15 protein-coding genes, 1 tRNA gene and 3 pseudogenes are annotated in these 18742 nt (G+C 48.9%); 15 read left to right on the top strand and 4 right to left on the bottom strand.

What is annotated here, in order from left to right; genetic code table 11:
* Nucleotides 1-1704 (bottom strand): annotated as a pseudogene (locus tag IB196_RS17870) (flagellar biosynthesis protein FlhA); the annotation flags it as partial.
* On the opposite strand from IB196_RS17870, the gene lafU reads away from it, so the two are divergent.
* From lafU to dinB, 3 genes are all read left to right on the top strand, one after another.
* Nucleotides 1631-2545, top strand: a complete 915-nt coding sequence (gene lafU / locus IB196_RS17865) for a putative lateral flagellar export/assembly protein LafU (RefSeq protein ID WP_223236990.1) — start codon at nucleotides 1631-1633, stop codon at nucleotides 2543-2545. The pseudogene IB196_RS17870 and the gene lafU sit on opposite strands and share 74 nt — an antisense overlap.
* Before the next feature lie 56 nt (nucleotides 2546-2601).
* Nucleotides 2602-3249: a hypothetical protein gene (locus tag IB196_RS17860; protein ID WP_005133600.1), complete on the top strand. Its 648-nt coding sequence runs from the start codon at nucleotides 2602-2604 to the stop codon at nucleotides 3247-3249.
* 66 nt (nucleotides 3250-3315) lie between these two features.
* Nucleotides 3316-4371: a DNA polymerase IV gene (gene dinB, locus IB196_RS17855; protein WP_005133599.1), complete on the top strand. Its 1056-nt coding sequence runs from the start codon at nucleotides 3316-3318 to the stop codon at nucleotides 4369-4371.
* Between the two features lie 101 nt (nucleotides 4372-4472).
* Here the strand turns inward: dinB and pepD are convergent, their stop codons facing one another.
* Nucleotides 4473-5930: a cytosol nonspecific dipeptidase gene (gene pepD, locus IB196_RS17850; RefSeq protein ID WP_005133598.1), complete on the bottom strand. Its 1458-nt coding sequence runs from the start codon at nucleotides 5928-5930 to the stop codon at nucleotides 4473-4475.
* 261 nt (nucleotides 5931-6191) lie between these two features.
* Here pepD and gpt point away from each other — a divergent pair, with 261 nt between their 5' ends.
* The 3 genes from gpt to crl all read left to right on the top strand — a co-directional run bounded on the left by gpt (nucleotide 6192) and on the right by crl (nucleotide 8452).
* The gene (gene gpt, locus IB196_RS17845) at nucleotides 6192-6650 is read left to right on the top strand and encodes a xanthine phosphoribosyltransferase (protein ID WP_005133597.1); all 459 of its coding nucleotides are present in this window, start codon (nucleotides 6192-6194) and stop codon (nucleotides 6648-6650) included.
* Nucleotides 6651-6748: 98 nt separating this feature from the next.
* The gene (gene frsA / locus IB196_RS17840) at nucleotides 6749-7993 is read left to right on the top strand and encodes an esterase FrsA (protein ID WP_005133596.1); all 1245 of its coding nucleotides are present in this window, start codon (nucleotides 6749-6751) and stop codon (nucleotides 7991-7993) included.
* A gap of 57 nt (nucleotides 7994-8050) precedes the next feature.
* Nucleotides 8051-8452 carry a sigma factor-binding protein Crl gene (crl, locus tag IB196_RS17835; protein ID WP_005133595.1) on the top strand — a complete coding sequence of 134 codons (402 nt, stop codon included), beginning with the start codon at nucleotides 8051-8053 and terminating at the stop codon, nucleotides 8450-8452.
* Between the two features lie 56 nt (nucleotides 8453-8508).
* Here crl and phoE read toward each other — a convergent pair whose 3' ends face one another.
* On the bottom strand, nucleotides 8509-9564 hold the full coding sequence (phoE, locus tag IB196_RS17830; protein WP_040232850.1) for a phosphoporin PhoE: 1056 nt from the start codon (nucleotides 9562-9564) through the stop codon (nucleotides 8509-8511).
* A gap of 290 nt (nucleotides 9565-9854) precedes the next feature.
* Here phoE and proB point away from each other — a divergent pair, with 290 nt between their 5' ends.
* From proB to IB196_RS17785, 9 genes and pseudogenes are all read left to right on the top strand, one after another.
* Entirely contained in the window at nucleotides 9855-10958 is a 1104-nt protein-coding gene (proB, locus tag IB196_RS17825; RefSeq protein WP_005133587.1) for a glutamate 5-kinase, read from the top strand.
* A gap of 11 nt (nucleotides 10959-10969) precedes the next feature.
* Nucleotides 10970-12223: a glutamate-5-semialdehyde dehydrogenase gene (gene proA, locus IB196_RS17820; RefSeq protein ID WP_005133586.1), complete on the top strand. Its 1254-nt coding sequence runs from the start codon at nucleotides 10970-10972 to the stop codon at nucleotides 12221-12223.
* A gap of 114 nt (nucleotides 12224-12337) precedes the next feature.
* Nucleotides 12338-12413, top strand: a tRNA-Thr gene (locus IB196_RS17815).
* Between the two features lie 163 nt (nucleotides 12414-12576).
* The gene (locus tag IB196_RS17810) at nucleotides 12577-13755 is read left to right on the top strand and encodes an integrase arm-type DNA-binding domain-containing protein (protein WP_188232272.1); all 1179 of its coding nucleotides are present in this window, start codon (nucleotides 12577-12579) and stop codon (nucleotides 13753-13755) included.
* Nucleotides 13752-15083: an ATP-binding protein gene (locus tag IB196_RS17805; protein WP_188232273.1), complete on the top strand. Its 1332-nt coding sequence runs from the start codon at nucleotides 13752-13754 to the stop codon at nucleotides 15081-15083. The genes IB196_RS17810 and IB196_RS17805 overlap by 4 nt, the downstream gene beginning before the upstream one ends.
* Nucleotides 15076-15723 (top strand): HNH endonuclease domain-containing protein, encoded by a 648-nt coding sequence (locus tag IB196_RS17800; RefSeq protein ID WP_188232274.1) that lies wholly within the window; start codon nucleotides 15076-15078, stop codon nucleotides 15721-15723. Before IB196_RS17805 ends, IB196_RS17800 begins: the two co-directional genes overlap by 8 nt.
* A 527-nt stretch (nucleotides 15724-16250) precedes the next feature.
* Entirely contained in the window at nucleotides 16251-16415 is a 165-nt protein-coding gene (locus IB196_RS17795; RefSeq protein ID WP_188232307.1) for a hypothetical protein, read from the top strand.
* Nucleotides 16412-16456 (top strand): annotated as a pseudogene (locus IB196_RS17790) (hypothetical protein); the annotation flags it as partial. The gene IB196_RS17795 and the pseudogene IB196_RS17790, both read left to right, overlap by 4 nt.
* 18 nt (nucleotides 16457-16474) lie before the next feature.
* Nucleotides 16475-17500 (top strand): annotated as a pseudogene (locus tag IB196_RS17785) (primase-like DNA-binding domain-containing protein); the annotation flags it as partial.
* Nucleotides 17501-17671: 171 nt separating this feature from the next.
* Here IB196_RS17785 and IB196_RS17780 read toward each other — a convergent pair.
* Nucleotides 17672-18133: a hypothetical protein gene (locus IB196_RS17780; RefSeq protein ID WP_188232276.1), complete on the bottom strand. Its 462-nt coding sequence runs from the start codon at nucleotides 18131-18133 to the stop codon at nucleotides 17672-17674.
* Between the last annotated feature and the right edge of the window lie 609 nt (nucleotides 18134-18742).

Raw genomic sequence — 18742 nt, 5'->3', positions numbered from 1 at the left:
TTAACTCAGCGCCCCCATGATTTTTAATTCCAGCTCATCCGGAACTTCGTTATAAGACAGTACCTGCAAACCCGGTGCAAACAGGCGGGCATAACGCGCGAGCAGAGGACGAAGCTGCGGTGCAACCAACAGCACCGGCTCTTTACCCGCCGCTTTCATCTGTTCTTTAATCTGCGGCATAGTGGTCTGGAACTGATTGAGCATATTCGGATCGACCGGTACGCTATCGAGCACCACTTTGCCGCTTTGTTGAGCCTGATTCACCACATTAGCCAGCAGATTCTCCAGCTCATTATTCAGCGTGTATACCGCCAGCTCATCTTTGCGCACAAACGGGTGGGTTATGCTGCGACGAAGCGCCAGACGCACATCGGCCGTTAACAGAATATGATCTTTGGTGACGGCGCTACTGGCGACCAGGACAGTGGCAATGGTGACAATATCGCGCAACGGCACGCCTTCAACCAGCAGTGCCCGGTAAACCTTCAATAGCTGGCTGTAATTCAGCGCCGCGCTCAGATCTTCCGCCAGGCGAGGCGCCATTGAAGAGAGGCGGTTATGTAGCTGCGTAATATCATCGTAGTTAAACAGGTCGGGAATATAGCTGCGAATGACCTTATTCACATGCGTCGCAATAACGCTGGCGCTATCAATAACCTGATATCCCATATTTAACGCTTTGGCTTTTTGCGCCGGGACAATCCACGTGACCGGCATACCGTAGGCCGGATCGTGACCTAAAACACCATCGATCTCGCCGTAAGTTTCACTGGAGGGCAGCGCCATCAGCTTATCTGAGGGAATATCGGCCTCATCAGCCTTGATCCCATTGATAAAAATGGCGTACTGGGTCGGTTTTAGACGGAAGTTTTCACGGATGCGAATTTCCGGCAGCAGTACGCCGTTGGTGTCTGAGATAACCTGCCGCACGCCGCGAATACGTTGGGTAAGCGGATTTCCTTTGGATTTGTCCACCAATGCCACCAGCTTGTAGCCGAGGCTCCGGCTGATCGGCTCAATTAAGGGGATGGTTTCCCAACTGACCTGTTGCTCGGCGGTTTCAACGATAGTTTTGGTCAGCGTCTCAAGATTTTTTTCTTCGGTCTCCGCCACCTTCGGGCGCTTGCTCATACGCCAGGCGGTAAACCCCAGCAGGGCGCTGAATACCAGGAACGGGAAATGCGGCATTCCCGGCACCACCGCCAGGACAAACATGATGCTGGTGGCGGTATAAAGTACGGAGGGGCTTGCCAGCAATTGGCTACGAACGTCGGTGGCGATATCGCCGCTGTCGCTCACGCGAGTAACGATAATCGCAGCTGCCGTCGACAGTAGCAGAGACGGGATCTGAGCGACCAGACCGTCACCGATGGTCATCAGGACGTATTGCTGGAAGGCGGCTTCAGCGCTTAAATCGTATTTAAAGATCCCGATGCAGACCCCGCCGATCAGGTTGATCGCCAGAATCATCATCCCGGCGATGGCATCACCGCGCACGAACTTCGACGCGCCATCCATTGCGCCATAGAAATCCGCTTCGCCCGCCACATCTTTACGTCGGGCCTGCGCCTGGGCCTGATTGATCAGCCCCGCGTTCAGATCGGCGTCGATCGCCATCTGCTTGCCGGGCATGGCGTCCAGCGTAAAGCGGGCCGAAACTTCGGAGATACGCTCGGCACCCTTTGTAACCACGATAAAGTTGATTGTGAACAGCGTCAGTAAGGCCGATCGTGAAAACATCGTCGCGGCGCTGCATGGACAGTCTATTTTTAACGGTGGCGGCATGGCGCCGTTAAACAAGCTCGGCAAACAGCCGATAGCGCCGGGCGCACAGAAGAAAAACGTCACGCGCAACAAGCTGGATAAAACTGTTACCCCGCAAGAGACGGCGAAGATCACAGAAGATACCGCCAAAAAAGCGCTGGATGTGAATGAAAAAGCGGTGCTGCTGAAGCAAAAATCAGCGCGTGAATTGGGCGAGCTGGCGACCGATATTAACGTCATCGCCCGCAATGCGCATATGGAAACCAACCTCGAGATGGAGATTGTTCCTCAGGGGCTGCGCGTACTGATTAAAGATGACCAGAACCGGAATATGTTTGAACGCGGCAGCGCCAAAATTATGCCGTTCTTTAAATCGCTGCTGGTTGCGCTAGCCCCCGTGTTTGACTCGCTGGATAACAAGATCATCATCACCGGACATACGGATGCGATGAGCTATAAGAGCAATATTTACAACAACTGGAACCTCTCCGGCGACCGTGCTTTGTCGGCGCGACGCGTGCTGGAAGATGCTGGCATGCCGCAGGATAAAGTCATGCAGGTGAGCGCCATGGCGGACCAAATGCTGCTGGATGCGAAAAATCCGGAAAGCGCAGGCAACCGGCGTATTGAGATCATGGTATTGACGCAAAGTGCTTCCGATACCCTGTATCAATATTTTGGTCAGCACGGCGAGAAGGTGGTTCAGCCGCTGGTTGATAAGCTGGACAAGCAAAAGCAGGTGACTTCTTTACGTCAACCCTCTGCTCCCGTCACGCATTAATTCTGTTCTCCGTCCCCCACGCAACGTGGGGGCAAATTATCCCTCAGGAAGGCGATATGATAGATGTAACCCATATTATTCCATTGGATATTCATACTGATAACGTCACTGATGTGGCTTGTCAGGGGGCGCATTTCGACCAGGTTTCAGGTATCTGGTACGCCGAACCTCATGAGTTAAATGAGGCGCTGCGCGAGCATGTTTACGCGACAGAAAATTTTAATATTGTGGCCCCTTATTACCTGGTTATTACGTCGAAAATGCAATGCTGGAATTGCCATCAGACTACGCATATTCATGGTGTGATGTTTACCCGGTTTATTAAACAAAATCAGGATGATAAAAGATGGAAGTCCGTGCAGCGCAATACGTTTTTGTTCCACATCAACGCGCTGCCGGAAGAGATAAAAAAGAACATCAAAGCCAGCAATTATTATGTGGATAAAAGTAAAACGACCGGGCTACGTTACTGGATGAATCACTGTGAAATATGTGGTGAACGTCTGGGTGACTACGAGCTATTCTGTGTCGAAGATGATGCGTTTCGTCTGATGACGATTGAAAAACTTTTGCGGGCAAATGTGCGCAAAGTGAATAAGTTGTTTGTCAGTACGGCAGGAAATCCCGCAGACCACGCGCCAAAAGACATTGTGCGTTATTTGTGTGATGCACGCTTTGTGATGAACGGACCTGCAGTGACGTAGCAGAAGTACAGACTTCTCATACTGTAAAAATACTGTATACTTAAACAGTGTTGTGAGAGGTGAGTCATGCGCAAAATCATACATGTCGATATGGACTGCTTTTTCGCGGCGGTGGAGATGCGCGATAATCCCGCCCTGCGTGACATTCCCATTGCTATCGGCGGCAGCCGTGAACGCCGGGGGGTCATCAGCACGGCCAATTACCCGGCGCGTAAATTTGGCGTGCGCAGCGCGATGCCAACGGGAATGGCGTTAAAACTGTGCCCGCATCTCACCTTATTACCCGGTCGTTACGAGGCTTATAAAGAAGCCTCACGCCAGATTCAGGCGATCTTCTCCCGCTATACCTCGCTGATTGAACCGCTTTCGCTGGATGAAGCCTATCTGGATGTCACCGACAGCATTCACTGCCACGGCTCCGCGACGCTGATCGCCCAGGAGATCCGCCAGACGATTTTTAACGAACTACAGTTAACCGCTTCCGCCGGGATTGCGCCGGTTAAATTTCTGGCAAAAATCGCCTCCGATCTTAATAAGCCCAATGGGCAATATGTGATTACGCCCGATGATGTGCCGGAATTTATCAGAACGTTACCGTTGGGGAAAATTCCCGGCGTCGGCAAAGTCTCCGCCGCTAAGCTGGAATCGATGGGATTGCGTACCTGCGAAGATGTTCAAAAATACGATCTGGCTACACTGCTCAAACGTTTTGGTAAGTTTGGCCGCGTGTTGTGGGAGCGCAGTCAGGGGATTGACGATCGGGATGTCAATAACGACAGGCTGCGCAAATCCGTCGGCGTCGAGCGGACGCTGGCGGAAGATATTCATCAGTGGTCAGAGTGTGAAGCGATTATTGAGCGGCTCTATCCCGAACTGGAACGGCGTCTGGCAAAGGTAAAGCCGGATCTGCTGATCGCCCGCCAGGGGATAAAACTCAAGTTTAATGATTTTCAGCAGACCACGCAGGAGCACGTCTGGCCGCGCTTAAATAAAGACGACTTAATTGCGACGGCACACAAAACCTGGGAAGCACGTCGGGGAGGGCGAGGCGTGAGGCTGGTGGGGTTACACGTCACGCTGCTCGATCCACAAATAGAAAGGCAGCTGTTATTGGGGCTTTAACGTTGATGTATTGCCGGATGGTGGCGTTAAACGCTTTGTCCGGCCTACAAATCTGCTTGTAGGCCGGATAAGCACTGCGCCATCCGGCAGTTAGCGCAGACTTACTTCGCCGGAATAGACTTCAGCAGTTCAGTCAGAAGCCGCCAGTAGTGACCGACGCTTTCGATATGAACCTGCTCATCCGGGGAGTGCGGACCAGTGATGGTTGGCCCGATGGAAACCATGTCCATTTCCGGATACGGTTTTTTGAACAGGCCACATTCCAGACCAGCATGAATGATCTGAATGTTCGGCGTTTTATTGAACAGACGCTGATAGGTTTCACGCACCAGGTGCATAACCGGAGAGTTTGCATCCGGCTGCCAGCCTGGATACGCGCCTTTGGCTTCGGTTTTGGCGCCAGCCAGTTTACCCAGTGAATCCAGCATGCTCACCACGTAGTCTTTACCGCTGTCGATCAGCGAACGAACCAGACAGTGGATCTGAACATTATCGTCAGTCATGGTTACCACACCGACGTTCAGCGAGGTTTCTACCACGCCTTTGGCGACGTCGGAGTTGCGGATCACACCGTTAGGGGTGGCGTTCAGCAGACGCACAAAGCTGTCGCGAGACTGCGCGGTTAGCGCGGCTTTGTCGTTAGTTACGGCATCCAGCAGCAGAGCCAGGTTTTTCTCTTTGGCTTCCAGCTCGTTTTTCAGGATCTCCTGGTAGGTGCTGACCAGCGCTTTTAACGCATCAACTTTATCTGCAGCCACGGCGAGGGTGGCAAAGGCTTCACGCGGAATTGCATTGCGCAGCGTACCGCCGTTGAAATCAACCAGACGCAGATCCAGCTCTTCAGCGTGACCTGCCAGGAAGCGTACCAGCAGCTTGTTGGCGTTACCGAGACCCACGTGAATTTCGCCGCCGGAGTGACCACCTTTCAGACCTTTTAACGTCAGCTTAAAGCTCTGGAAGCCAGCCGGGATTGCTTCACGGGACAGCGGCAGGTTAGCGGTAAAGTCGATCCCGCCTGCGCAACCCATATAGATCTCACCTTCTTCTTCTGAGTCGGTGTTGATCAGAATATCCGCCTGCAGCCAGTTCGCCTGCAGACCAAATGCGCCATCCATACCTGCTTCTTCGGTCATGGTCAGCAGAACTTCCAGCGGACCGTGTACCACATTGTCATCAGCCAGAACGGCCAGCGCGGATGCCATACCGATACCGTTATCCGCACCCAGCGTGGTGCCACGGGCTTTTACCCATTCGCCATCAATATAAGGCTGGATAGGATCTTTGGTGAAGTCGTGCACGGTGTCGTTGTTTTTCTGCGGAACCATATCCAGGTGCGCTTGCAGAACGACCGGCTTGCGGTTTTCCATGCCTGCGGTAGCGGGTTTGCGAATCAGGATATTACCGACTTGATCGCGCTCGACGTGGAAACCTTTTTCCTGGGCCCAGCTCAGAATGTGTTCAGCGAGCTGCTCTTCATGGTAGGACGGATGAGGAATAGAACAGATTTTAGCAAAAATATCCCACAGCGGTTGCGGGGATAATTGAGACAGTTCAGACACGTTGAGTCTCCTTGGCGATGTCCTGCAAAACTTGCTTGCAGGCCACAGGGTTAGCAGAATTAAAAACACCACAAGTCAGGCTTGCGCGATGCGATTGAGAATACCACTTTCTCCGCCGACGGCTAGCATAAAGCATGCAAAAAGAGGCGCGGATTCCGCGAAACACTGGTTTTTAGTGCGTCAGATCTCTATAATCTCGCGCAACCTGGTTCACCCTCAATTTATTAATTAGCCGTAGATAAACAGGCTGGGACACTTCACATGAGCGAAAAATACGTCGTCACCTGGGACATGTTGCAAGTCCATGCACGTAAACTGGCAAGCCGCCTGATGCCTTCTGAACAATGGAAAGGCATTATTGCCGTTAGCCGTGGTGGTCTGGTGCCGGGCGCATTGCTGGCGCGTGAATTGGGTATTCGCCATGTCGATACCGTATGCATCTCCAGCTACGATCACGACAACCAGCGCGAACTGAAAGTGCTGAAGCGTGCCGAAGGCGACGGTGAAGGTTTTATCGTCATCGATGACCTGGTTGATACCGGTGGTACCGCCGTTGCGATCCGCGAAATGTATCCTAAAGCGCATTTCGTCACGATCTTCGCTAAACCGGCTGGTCGCCCGCTGGTGAATGATTATATTGTTGATATTCCGCAGGATACCTGGATTGAGCAGCCGTGGGATATGGGCGTGGTATTCGTTCCGCCGATCTCTGGTCGCTAATCTAAAAAGTTTTCAACGCCCGCACTGTCGGGCGTTGTTCTTTTTGTGCGGTGTCAGGTTACACTATGCCTTAGTGAGTACTCATGGAGGCCGTAATCATGTCGCAGGCTAACCTCAGCGAAGTTCTGTTTAAACCCCGCTTCAAACATCCTGAAACGTCAACGCTGGTTCGTCGTTTTAACCACGGCGCGCAGCCGTCTGTGCAGTCCGCTCTGGATGGCAAAACAATCCCGCACTGGTATCGCATGGTGAATCGCCTGATGTGGATCTGGCGTGGGGTCGATCCGCGCGAAATCCTCGAAGTGCAGGCCCGCATCGTGATGAGCGAAGCCGAGCGTACGGATAAAGAACTCTACGACACGGTCATCGGCTATCGCGGCGGGAACTGGATCTACGAGTGGGCGAAGCAGGCGATGGACTGGCAACAGAAAGCATCTATGGAAGAGGATCCACAGGTGAGCGGACGCCACTGGCTGCATGCTTCCACGTTGTACAACATTGCTGCTTACCCCCACTTAAAAGGTGATGAGCTGGCAGAGCAGGCTCAGGCTCTGGCTAATCGCGCTTATGAAGAGGCTGCACAGCGTCTGCCGGGTACGCTGCGTGAGATGGAATTTGCCATTACCGGCGGCGCGCCAATCACTGGCTTCCTGCACATGCCAAAAGGCGACGGCCCGTTCCCGACGGTGCTGATGTGCGGTGGTCTCGACTCCATGCAAACGGATTATTACAGTCTGTATGAGCGCTACTTTGCCCCGCGCGGTATCGCCATGCTGACGCTGGATATGCCGTCGGTCGGGTTCTCGTCAAAATGGAAACTGACCCAGGATTCCAGCCTGCTGCACCAGCACGTATTAAAAGCGCTGCCTAACGTTCCCTGGGTAGATCACACCCGCGTGGCAGCCTTCGGTTTTCGTTTTGGCGCTAACGTCGCAGTACGCCTGGCGTATCTGGAATCATCGCGTCTGAAGGCGGTGGCCTGTCTGGGACCGGTGGTTCATGCGCTGCTTAGCGACCCACAGCGACAGGCAAGCGTTCCGGAAATGTATCTTGACGTTCTGGCCAGTCGTCTGGGGATGCACGACGCCTCCGATGAAGCGCTGCGCGTTGAGCTTAATCGCTATTCATTAAAAGTGCAGGGGCTGCTGGGCAGACGTTGTCCGACGCCAATGTTGTCGGGATACTGGAAAAACGATCCGTTTAGCCCGGAAGAGGAATCACGATTAATCACATCTTCATCTTCTGACGGTAAGCTGCTGGAGATTCCATTCAACCCGGTGTATCGCAATTTTGACAAAGGGCTGCAGGAAATAACCGGTTGGATCAATCAGAGATTGTGTTAAAAGTTTGCTAAATTTTATCGATTTGGTAAAACAGGTGCTTCACCTAAGGAGATCGTAATGACGTTACCGAGTGGGCATCCGAAAAGCAGATTGATCAAAAAATTCACCGCGCTTGGCCCTTACATCCGCGAAGGGCAGTGCGAAGATAATCGATTCTTTTTCGATTGTCTGGCTGTTTGCGTCAACGTGAAACCGGCACCAGAGAAACGTGAATTTTGGGGCTGGTGGATGGAACTGGAGGCGCAGGAAAAACGCTTTACGTACAGCTACCAGTTTGGTTTGTTCGATAAAGACGGCAACTGGACTGCCGTGCCGATTAAAGAGACTGAAGTGGTAGAGCGACTGGAATACACCTTACGTGAGTTTCATGAAAAGTTGCGTGGGTTGTTAACGACGCTGAATCTGGCGCTGGAGCCTGCCGATGATTTTAAGGATGAACCGGTTAAATTAACGGCATAACGAACAGCAAAATGCCGGATGGCGGCGCAACCCCATCCGGCATTTTTTATGTTACATCAGAACTGATAAACCATACCGACGGCCACGATATCATCATCGTTGATGCCCAGTTTATTATCGCTATCCAGTTGGTTGATTTTATAATCAACAAACGCAGACATATTTTTGTTGAAATAGTACGTTGCGCCCACGTCGATATAATTCACCAGATCCTCATTACCAACGCCTTCAATATCTTTACCTTTCGACAGCACATAACCCAGTGACGGACGCAGACCAAAGTCAAATTGGTACTGAACAACCGCTTCGAAGTTCTGCGTTTTATTGGCAAAGCCGCCGGAAACAGGCGTCATATTGCGTGTTTCGGAGTACATGGTCGCAATATAGATATCGTTAGCATCATATTTTAAGCCGGTTGCCCAGGCTTCTGCTTTATCGCCAGTACCCCGGTTTTGCAGGTTCTGCTGATTGGTACGGTCGGAGTTGGTATACGCACCACTGATGGCGAAATCGCTACCGCCAAAGTCATACGTCACGGAGGTACCAAAACCGTCTCCGTTCTGCTTTTTCACATCGCGGTCCTGGTTTTTACCCTGATATTGCAGGGTAAGATCCAGACCATCGACGACGCCGAAGAAGTCGGTATTACGGTAGGTCGCCAGGCCGCTGGCGCGTTTGGTCATAAAGTTATCGGTTTGCGCTGAGGAGTCGCCGCCGAATTCCGGGAACATATCGGTCCACGCTTCCACATCGTACAGCGCACCCAGGTTACGACCATAATCAAATGAGCCAAGATTTTTTAATTTCAGACCAGCAAAAGCCAGACGCGTTTTTTGCTGGTTGGAGTCACTTTCGGCTTTATTACCGGCAAACTCCGCTTCCCAACGGCCATATCCCGTCAGTTCATCGTTAATTTGCGTTTCGCCTTTAAAACCTAAACGGATATAGCTCTGGTCGCCGTCTTTGCTGTCATAATCCGTCATGTAATGCATAGCTTTTACTTTGCCATACAGATCCAGTTTATTGCCGTTCTTGTTATACACTTCCGCTGCCTGTACGGATGCCGACGCAACAATTCCCATCACCGCTAATGCCAGAGTGCTCTTTTTCATTTTCATTCCCGATTAAAAAGTACGCGCTAATATTTACTGGGTGTGATCCCCGTTAAAAGACAGGAAGGTTTTTAACGTCTGGCAATGAACGTTTTATGACAAAGTAAGAGTAATTTTAAAAAAAGATGTTTTTTTGTTTCTGTAATAAAGGCGTCAAAATCTGCCGCTACGCTTGCTGATCCTGCGCAATAAAATTTCATGCTTTGTGCGCTGGTTGTTGGCAACCGGGGCCAGTCCTGCTAAAACGTTCGTTTGATATCATTTTCCCCAATTTTGAATGGCAGAGAATCATGAGTGACAGCCAGACGCTGGTGGTAAAACTTGGCACCAGTGTGTTAACGGGCGGATCGCGCCGCCTGAACCGCGCCCACATCGTAGAACTGGTTCGCCAGTGCGCGCAGCTCCATGCCGCAGGGCATCGTATTGTTATCGTTACTTCGGGTGCGATTGCTGCCGGACGTGAGCATCTTGGTTACCCTGAGCTCCCGGCAACGATAGCCTCGAAACAGCTGTTGGCGGCGGTAGGGCAGAGCCGATTGATTCAACTGTGGGAACAGCTGTTCTCGATATACGGTATTCATATTGGGCAGATGCTGCTCACGCGTGCGGATATGGAAGACAGAGAGCGCTTCCTCAACGCCCGCGATACGCTACGCGCGCTGCTCGATAACAACATCGTTCCGGTCATTAATGAGAATGATGCGGTGGCGACCGCCGAAATTAAAGTCGGTGATAACGACAACCTGTCGGCGCTGGCAGCGATTCTGGCCGGGGCCGATAAGCTGCTGCTGCTGACCGATCAGCAGGGACTGTTCACCGCCGATCCGCGCACCAATCCGCAGGCGGAGCTGATCAAAGATGTGCACGGTATTGATGATGCGCTGCGCGCCATTGCCGGAGACAGTGTCTCTGGCCTGGGTACTGGCGGCATGGGGACTAAACTGCAGGCCGCCGATGTCGCGTGCCGTGCCGGGATCGACACCATTATTGCCGCAGGTAGCAAGCCGGGCGTGATTGGCGACGTGATGGAGGGCGTTTCCGTTGGGACGCGTTTTCATGCTCAGGCTTCTCCGCTGGAGAACCGTAAACGCTGGATCTTTGGCGCGCCGCCTGCCGGGGAAATTACCGTCGATGAGGGCGCAACAGGAGCGATTCTGGAACGCGGCAGCTCATTGCTGCCAAAAGGTATTAAAAGCGTGACAGGCAACTTCTCTCGTGGTGAAGTGATCCGCATCTGCAATCTGGAAGGGCGCGATATTGCCCACGGTGTCACTCGCTATAACAGCGACGCGCTGCGCCGTATTGCCGGACACCACTCACAGCAGATTGATACCATCCTGGGCTATGAATATGGCCCGGTTGCTGTCCATCGCGATGACATGATTACCCGTTAAGGAACAGGCATATGCTGGAAAAAATGGGCATTGCTGCCAAAGCCGCGTCATACAAGTTGGCGCTGCTCTCCAGTCGCGAAAAAAATCGCGTACTGGAAACAATCGCTGATGAGCTGGAAGCTCAAACCGAAAGCATTCTCAGCGCAAACGTACAAGATGTTGAGCAGGCGCGAGTCAATGGCCTGAGCGATGCGATGCTCGATCGCCTGGCCCTGACGCCGGCGCGTCTGAAAGCGATTGCTGACGATGTGCGCCAGGTGTGTCATCTCGCCGACCCGGTCGGGCAGGTGATTGACGGCGGGCTGCTGGACAGCGGTCTGCGTCTGGAGCGTCGTCGCGTCCCACTGGGCGTGATTGGCGTGATTTATGAAGCGCGTCCAAACGTCACCGTTGATGTGGCTTCCCTGTGCCTGAAAACCGGCAATGCGGCGATCCTGCGCGGGGGAAAAGAGACGTGCCGGACGAATGCCGCGACCGTAGCGGTGATCCAAAAGGCGCTGGAAGCCTGCGGTTTACCGGCCGCCGCCGTGCAGTCGATAGACAACCCGGATCGCGCGCTGGTCGCTGAAATGCTGCGGATGGATAAGTACATCGATATGCTGATCCCTCGCGGTGGCGCGGGTCTGCACAAGCTGTGTCGTGAGCAGTCGACCATTCCGGTTATCACCGGTGGTATTGGCGTATGTCATATCTATGTAGATGACACGGCAGAGATCGCCCCGGCACTGAAGATTATCGTCAATGCCAAAACCCAGCGTCCGAGCACGTGTAATACTGTCGAGACACTGTTGGTGAATCAGAGTATAGCTGAGCGCTTCCTGCCTGCTCTAAGCCAGCAAATGGCAGAAAGCGGCGTGACGCTTCATGCAGATGATGCTGCGCTGGCCGCATTGCAGGCCGGACCGGCAAACGTCATGGCGGTAAAAGCGGAACAGTATGACGATGAGTTTTTATCGTTGGATCTGAACGTGAAGATTGTCGCCGATCTGGATGACGCCATTGCCCATATTCGTGAGCATGGTACTCAGCATTCCGATGCGATTCTGACGCGTACGCTGCGCAACGCCGACCGTTTTGTGAATGAAGTCGATTCTTCCGCTGTGTACGTAAACGCCTCTACCCGTTTTACCGATGGCGGTCAGTTTGGACTCGGTGCGGAAGTCGCCGTGAGCACGCAAAAATTACACGCTCGTGGCCCAATGGGGCTGGAAGCACTGACCACTTACAAGTGGATTGGCTTTGGTGACGACACGATTCGTGCGTAATTGAAACCGGGTGATGCAAAAATAGGCGTTTGATTCACAAGGCCATTGACGCATCGCCCGGTTAGTTTTAACCTTCTACCCCGTGTTCGCATTCGTGGACATGTCCTTATCAGGGCCGATATAGCTCAGTTGGTAGAGCAGCGCATTCGTAATGCGAAGGTCGTAGGTTCGACTCCTATTATCGGCACCATCTCAACTTCCCTAAACGTCCGTATTAGTCCGTAAACGATCTGATTTATAACGTTTTTTATTCTTTTAAGTCCATAGTAGTCCGTAATCATCCAGTAGAATCCGGTACTGAATGTGTATAGGATTGTGTATATGTTCCTGTTCGGTCTTGGATTCCTATACACATGCCTTTAAACGATATGCAGATTCGCCGCGCTAAGCCTGAAGCTAAAGCCTATACACTTGGAGATGGGCAAGGGCTTTCATTGCTTATAGAACCTAATGGAAGCAAGAGCTGGCGGTTCCGTTATCGTTTTGCCGGTAAACCCAAAATGATCTCGCTTGGTGTTTATCCAACAATCACACTCGCTGATGCGCGTTCTCGACGTGACGATGCCCGTAAACTGGTCGCGGAAGGAAAGAATCCGAGTGAGGTTAGAAAAGAGCAGAAGATTGCTTTGCAAACGGAATCCGAAAGCGCGTTTGAAAAGATAGCCACAGAGTGGCATCAGATGAAGTCCGCCAAATGGTCGGTAGGATATGCGTCAGATATCATGGAAGCGTTTCAGAACGATATTTTTCCTTACGTGGGTACGAGACCTGTCGGCGAAATCAAACCGCTAGAACTGCTTAATGTGCTGCGTAAAATTGAAAAGCGTGGTGCATTAGAAAAAATGCGCAAAGTTCGGCAGCGATGCTCAGAAGTTTTCCGCTATGCCATTGCTACAGGAAGGGCTGAATTTAATCCTGCAGCGGATCTCTCCAGTGCTCTTGAAGTACATCAATCCAATCATTTCCCGTTCTTAAAGGCTGATGAGATACCTGATTTTCTGTGTGCTTTAGACAGTTACACAGGTAATCGGCTTGTCCAGATTGCTACGAAGTTACTGATGATTACGGGTGTAAGAACCATCGAATTACGGGCTGCATTATGGTCGGAATTTGATCTGGATAACGCTATTTGGGAAATTTCTGCTGAAAGGATGAAAATGCGCAGGCCACATCTTGTGCCATTGTCTACTCAGGCGTTAGATTTACTAAATGAACTCAAGATCATGACAGGGAATTATCGTTATGTTTTTCCGGGACGGAACGATCCGAATAAGCCTATGAGTGAAGCAAGCATAAATCAGCTTATCAAACGTATTGGATACGGTGGGAAGTTAACAGGCCATGGTTTCAGGCATACATTGTCTACAATTTTGCATGAGCGTGGCTATGAAAGTATATGGATTGAAATGCAACTAGCCCATGTGGATAAAAACAATATCAGAGGTACTTACAATCATGCTCAATATATATTAAATAGAAGAACCATGCTTTCATGGTATAGTGAATTTATTTTTAAAAGTGGTGACTTATGAAATTTCAAATTGAACAAGTGACTAGCGATGGTCGTGTGTTTACATTAAGTAAAAGTAATGTAAGTGAAGAAAATACATATACAATTATCACGGGTAAAAACTCAAGTGGTAAGAGTCGTCTACTTAGTAAGGTAGTTAATTCTTTTATTTTTTCTAAAGATGACAGTGCTCTCTTAGCCTCAGGTTCCATTACTAGTCCGAAGAAAGTTATTGCAGTTTCAACTGGGCGGTTTGATAAATTTCCTTTATATGTGCATGCTGCAAAAAATCTCAACTTTAAGAATAATTATTTTTATTATGGTTTAAAAACAACTAGCAATTCGCCACATGCTATTCTGACTAAAGGTATAGCCTCAATTTTTTATGGCATGAGTATTAATCATGGTATATTAAAAAGATTAGGTAGACTATTCTCATATTTAGGGTTCGCTCCGATGATGGATATTAGTTTCTCTTTAAATGTCAATCTCGGTAAGTTAAAAAGCGGCAACTATGTGGAATTCTATAACGATTACGTAGAAAGAAACAGGTTTAAGGATCCTTTGTTTATTGAAAAGCTTAATAATTATAAGGAAAAGAATAATTTAACTCATCTTGAAGATTTTATATCAGATGTTTCTAAATACATCGATTATACCCAATATCACTATCTTGGTAAAAATTTTTATTTTAAGCTCAACTTATATTCAGAAGGAGGTATGTTTGAATCTGAGATTGAAAATTTATTGGTTCTTATTGATTTAAATATTCTGCAAGTTAAAGATATTAGAGTTTATGGGAAAGCAGAAAAAAATAAAATCAGTCTTTTCCAATCTAGTTCTGGTCAGCAATGTATGATTTTGATGATGATGGGAATAGCGAGTTCTATTTCAAATGGCTCTCTGATTTGCATTGATGAGCCAGAAATAAGCCTTCACCCTAAATGGCAATTGGAATTTATAGATTTATTGCAAAATACATTTTCTGACTATGTTGGTTGTCATTTTTTGATTGCGACACACTCTCCGCAAATTGTCTCCGGTTTAAAATCTGATAACGGATACATTCTCTCTCTTGAGAATGATGAGCTCACTTCTTCTGTCGATAATTCATTTAGATCAGCCGATTATCAGTTAGCGGAAGTATTCGATGCTCCAGGGTATAGAAATGAATATATAACGAAGCTAGCAATCAACTTATTTTCAAAAGTTAAAAAGAATAAATCTTTTGACGTAGAAGATACTGTTTTGTTAGAAAGGTTAAAGAGTTTTAAGGAAAATATAGCATCAGAGGATCCTGTCTACGAGTTGATTAAAGTATTGGAGGAGGTTTTCGATTATTATGGCTGATATTGAAAACCTTTATGTTTTTACAAGTGATGACCTTCTGGCTATTGATGAGGTCAAGCGAGGTAATTATACGCATTTGTCTTGGGGGGATGGTTTACTATCTAACCTTAGAGCAAGAATTAGGGATTTTTATCGTGGTGAACAACGTGGTACGTGTGCATTTTGTAAAAATGATATTTCATTACGTTCTGCTTTAAACTGTACTGTTGAACATATAATACCAAAATCTTTAAAGATAGATTTTATGTTCACTCCTAAAAATCTATGTGTAATATGTGCTGATTGTAATGAGATTAAACGAGCTCAGGAAGTGATTAATGAAGTTCCTGATGTAACTAGAAACAGTTCTCGGCGCGTAAGATACCCAACGACTGGCACTGTTTTTAAAATAGTACACCCTCATTTTGATTCATGGGATGAACATATTATTAGGTTTGGTAGGGCATATATTGATAAATCAATGAAAGGTTCAAATACGATAACTATATGTAAGCTGAATAGATTTTTCCATGAGTTTGAAGTTGGTGATGAATATATAACCGAAACTGATTTGACAGGATTAATGGAAGAGTATCTCAGCACTCAAAGTATTATTAGGCGGGCTGAGCTTTTGTTGCAAATAAAAGCAGCTTTGCGATAGTTTATTGTCACGCCTCTCAGTTGAAAAAGGACATGTTTTCTATTTTTTGGTGTGAGGCGTTTATTAATATTTTAAGAGGCTAGTACAGTGCAGAGTGTGCAATGATTCGAGGATCTCGGAATAACTCGGTTAACAGGTTGCCATTGTTTTTGATTCTGGAATTATTTCACGCGTGGACAGGATGTTAGATTATTTTATTTGGTTTTTTAAATTAAATATCCCATTTGTATTCTGTTTTTTTTGCGATGGAATAATAAATAAATCATATTTTATAGTGCTTAGATATAAAAGATGTTGAGTCTAAAGTTAGTAAGATATCACATTCTGTATGCGCAGCTTAATTACTGAATATCATACCGATTATGAACCACGTTCAGATGTTAGTATTTTACTGAAAGTTTACGGTCTATCTCTATGTAAGTGGCTTCTGGAAAGATTCGAACAGCATAAATTAAAAATAATTAATCACTATCTTTGGCACGCAATGCTCTCCCCGCCACGCCTGCCCGCTTCCTGGGGCGCTTTTAATGCAGGTGCGTGACCTGATGCAGGTGCAGGACTGCACCTCTTTGCGTCACAATCCGGCGCAGCCGCTACAGCTCACCTCGGTGATTTACCTCATGACAGCCCGGCTTGACGGCGTGGTCGACCGCTGCAATCAGCGCTGGCTGACCGGGGAGGGCAACGTATGAAAAAGCCATTAACGCCCGTCTTACGCGCCGCGCTCTATCGCCGGGCGGTCGCCTGTGCCTGGCTGACCCTGTGCGACGTGGATTTCACCCCGCCGGTGGAGGGGGAAACGCTGGAGACGCACGCGCCGAATTTCTGGCGCTGGCTCGACCGCGCCGCCGGTTCGCGTGCCGATAAACGTGACGTGATACTCGCCGCGCTGTTTATGGTGCTGGCGAACCGTTACGACTGGCAGCTCTTCCTCGAAGTGACCGGTCCGGGCGGAAGCGGGAAAAGCATTCTGGCCGAAATAGCGACGATGCTCGCCGGGGAAGATAACGCCACGTCGGCCACCATCGAAACGCTGGAATCCCCCCGCGAACGCGCGGCGCTGATTGGCTTCTCGCTGATACGTCTGCCTGACCAGGAGAAATGGAGCGGTGACGGGGCTGGACTCAAGGCCATTACCGGCGGGGATGCGGTCTCCGTTGACCCGAAATACCGCGATGCATACTCCACCCATATTCCGGCGGTGATACTGGCCGTAAACAACAATCCGATGCGCTTCACCGACCGCAGCGGCGGGGTGTCCCGTCGCCGGGTGATAATGCATTTCCCGGAACAGATTGCCCCGGAAGAACGTGACCCGAAGCTGAAAGATAAAATTGCCCGGGAGCTGGCCGTCATCGTGCGCCAGCTTATGCAGACGTTCAGCGACCCGATGACCGCGCGTACACTGCTCCAGTCGCAGCAGAATTCCGATGAGGCGCTCAGCATCAAGCGCGATGCTGACCCGACATTCGATTTTTGTGGCTATCTGGAGGCACTGCCCGAGCCTGACGGTATGTACATGGGGAATGCGAATATCATCCCGCGACAGCCGCGCCTGTACCTGTATCACGCCTATCTGGTCTACATGGAGGCGCACGGCTACAAGAACACACTCAGCCTGACCATGTTCGGCAAAGGGCTGTCATCGATGCTGAAAGAGTACGGGCTGAATTACGCCAGGCGGCGAACAAATCAGGGTATGCAGACGAATCTTGCGCTCAGGGAAGAAAGCAACGCCGACTGGCTTCCCCGGTGCGACGAAACCACAGAGAAATAATCATTACAGACCGGCAATGCCGGTCTGTTTCTACCCGAAAGTCAACGAACTTGAAGAGTAAAATGCCAATTCCCTATACACAACTCAAATTCAAATTTAGCTGAATGATTTTAGTAAGTTATGTGATTTTTATATGAGTGAGTTATTTAATAACATTCTCATATATCGGGATTACGATACTGCTTTTAATAGTTTTCGCGGTTCTGAGACAATTTTATTCTCCGCTTTGCCGTGGAAAGTAGTCATACCGACCATGGTCTTACCATCGTTGTAGACTGTAAAAACATTAGTACCAGTATCAAAACCAACTCCTTGCGCATCTTCAAAAATCATGGTCACCTGATTGCCGCTGATTGAACCATAATAATGGAATTTTCTTTGTGAATGTTGACCATCACGCGTCTTGGTCCTAACACTAGTGCCTCGTAGACGGCAGCCTTGCTGTTTTAATTCGAGCTTGCCTACAGTTTCAATCCCGCCACTGCGTTCTTCGGTTAAATCCCATACTCCTTCAATGCGAATGCCTTTGTAAAGGCATCGATCATTTATGTTTGGCCATAACCATTTTGCTACAAAAGTAATCAGACCTGTTGCGATGAGGCTCCCCACAGCCCCTATAACAATATCCATCATATTGTATTGATATTCCTATTAAAAATGGAAAAAGTGTTTAAGTTTAAAATGTAAACACTATGCAGGATGCACATAATTTTAACATTATCTCATGTTGTAGGATCGACTATTTGAAGTCGTAAGAGTTAAGCCGATAATCTTCCTGATTGAGATGTATCCATAAATTAAATCGATTCAAGCTAGAGTGGGGGAGGTAGGAAATCAGTAACAGTGAACAGTAAAGTGTTCACTGTTCACGGACTGTTCATCATGTATCATATTGAAAATAAACACAAATAATGGCGAGTGAACAGTGTGAACAGTTTTCCGTAAAAAAAGTTTTTTTCGTAGTTTTAAGTTGTGCGAAAAATGAACGCATCCGCCAATGTGTATAGGTGTGTGTATAGTTTTATTCTTCGATATTGGTTTTTTCAATAAAATCAATTGCTTGATTATTCTTGTTGGCTCCTATTATCGCTTTTTCTATGTCTCCGGACTGATTTTTCCCATTTCCTGTACCAGGCTCAGGTCGTTTGATGTCATCAGCACGATGAGCAGCATCATCATCCCATTGTACTCAAATATATCTTCTGTATTACCGCTATCCTCCTTCCAGAAAAAGGAGCAGCG

The sequence above is a fragment of the Citrobacter sp. C6_1 genome, from assembly GCF_014596835.2.
GTDB lineage: Bacteria > Pseudomonadota > Gammaproteobacteria > Enterobacterales > Enterobacteriaceae > Citrobacter > Citrobacter pasteurii.
Note: the sequence above shows the minus strand (reverse complement) of the source record. Positions and strands in the feature narration are given on the sequence as shown.

Coding starts and splice junctions, on each gene's coding strand:
- gpt (WP_005133597.1), top strand. CDS start 6,192: ATGAGCGAAAAATACGTCGTCACCTGGGACATGTTGCAAGTCCATGCA.
- crl (WP_005133595.1), top strand. CDS start 8,051: ATGACGTTACCGAGTGGGCATCCGAAAAGCAGATTGATCAAAAAATTC.
- IB196_RS17810 (WP_188232272.1), top strand. CDS start 12,577: ATGCCTTTAAACGATATGCAGATTCGCCGCGCTAAGCCTGAAGCTAAA.
- lafU (WP_223236990.1), top strand. CDS start 1,631: ATGGCGTCCAGCGTAAAGCGGGCCGAAACTTCGGAGATACGCTCGGCA.
- proB (WP_005133587.1), top strand. CDS start 9,855: ATGAGTGACAGCCAGACGCTGGTGGTAAAACTTGGCACCAGTGTGTTA.
- dinB (WP_005133599.1), top strand. CDS start 3,316: ATGCGCAAAATCATACATGTCGATATGGACTGCTTTTTCGCGGCGGTG.
- frsA (WP_005133596.1), top strand. CDS start 6,749: ATGTCGCAGGCTAACCTCAGCGAAGTTCTGTTTAAACCCCGCTTCAAA.
- IB196_RS17780 (WP_188232276.1), bottom strand. CDS start 18,133: ATGATGGATATTGTTATAGGGGCTGTGGGGAGCCTCATCGCAACAGGT.
- IB196_RS17795 (WP_188232307.1), top strand. CDS start 16,251: ATGCAGGTGCGTGACCTGATGCAGGTGCAGGACTGCACCTCTTTGCGT.
- phoE (WP_040232850.1), bottom strand. CDS start 9,564: ATGAAAAAGAGCACTCTGGCATTAGCGGTGATGGGAATTGTTGCGTCG.
- proA (WP_005133586.1), top strand. CDS start 10,970: ATGCTGGAAAAAATGGGCATTGCTGCCAAAGCCGCGTCATACAAGTTG.
- IB196_RS17800 (WP_188232274.1), top strand. CDS start 15,076: ATGGCTGATATTGAAAACCTTTATGTTTTTACAAGTGATGACCTTCTG.
- IB196_RS17860 (WP_005133600.1), top strand. CDS start 2,602: ATGATAGATGTAACCCATATTATTCCATTGGATATTCATACTGATAAC.
- IB196_RS17805 (WP_188232273.1), top strand. CDS start 13,752: ATGAAATTTCAAATTGAACAAGTGACTAGCGATGGTCGTGTGTTTACA.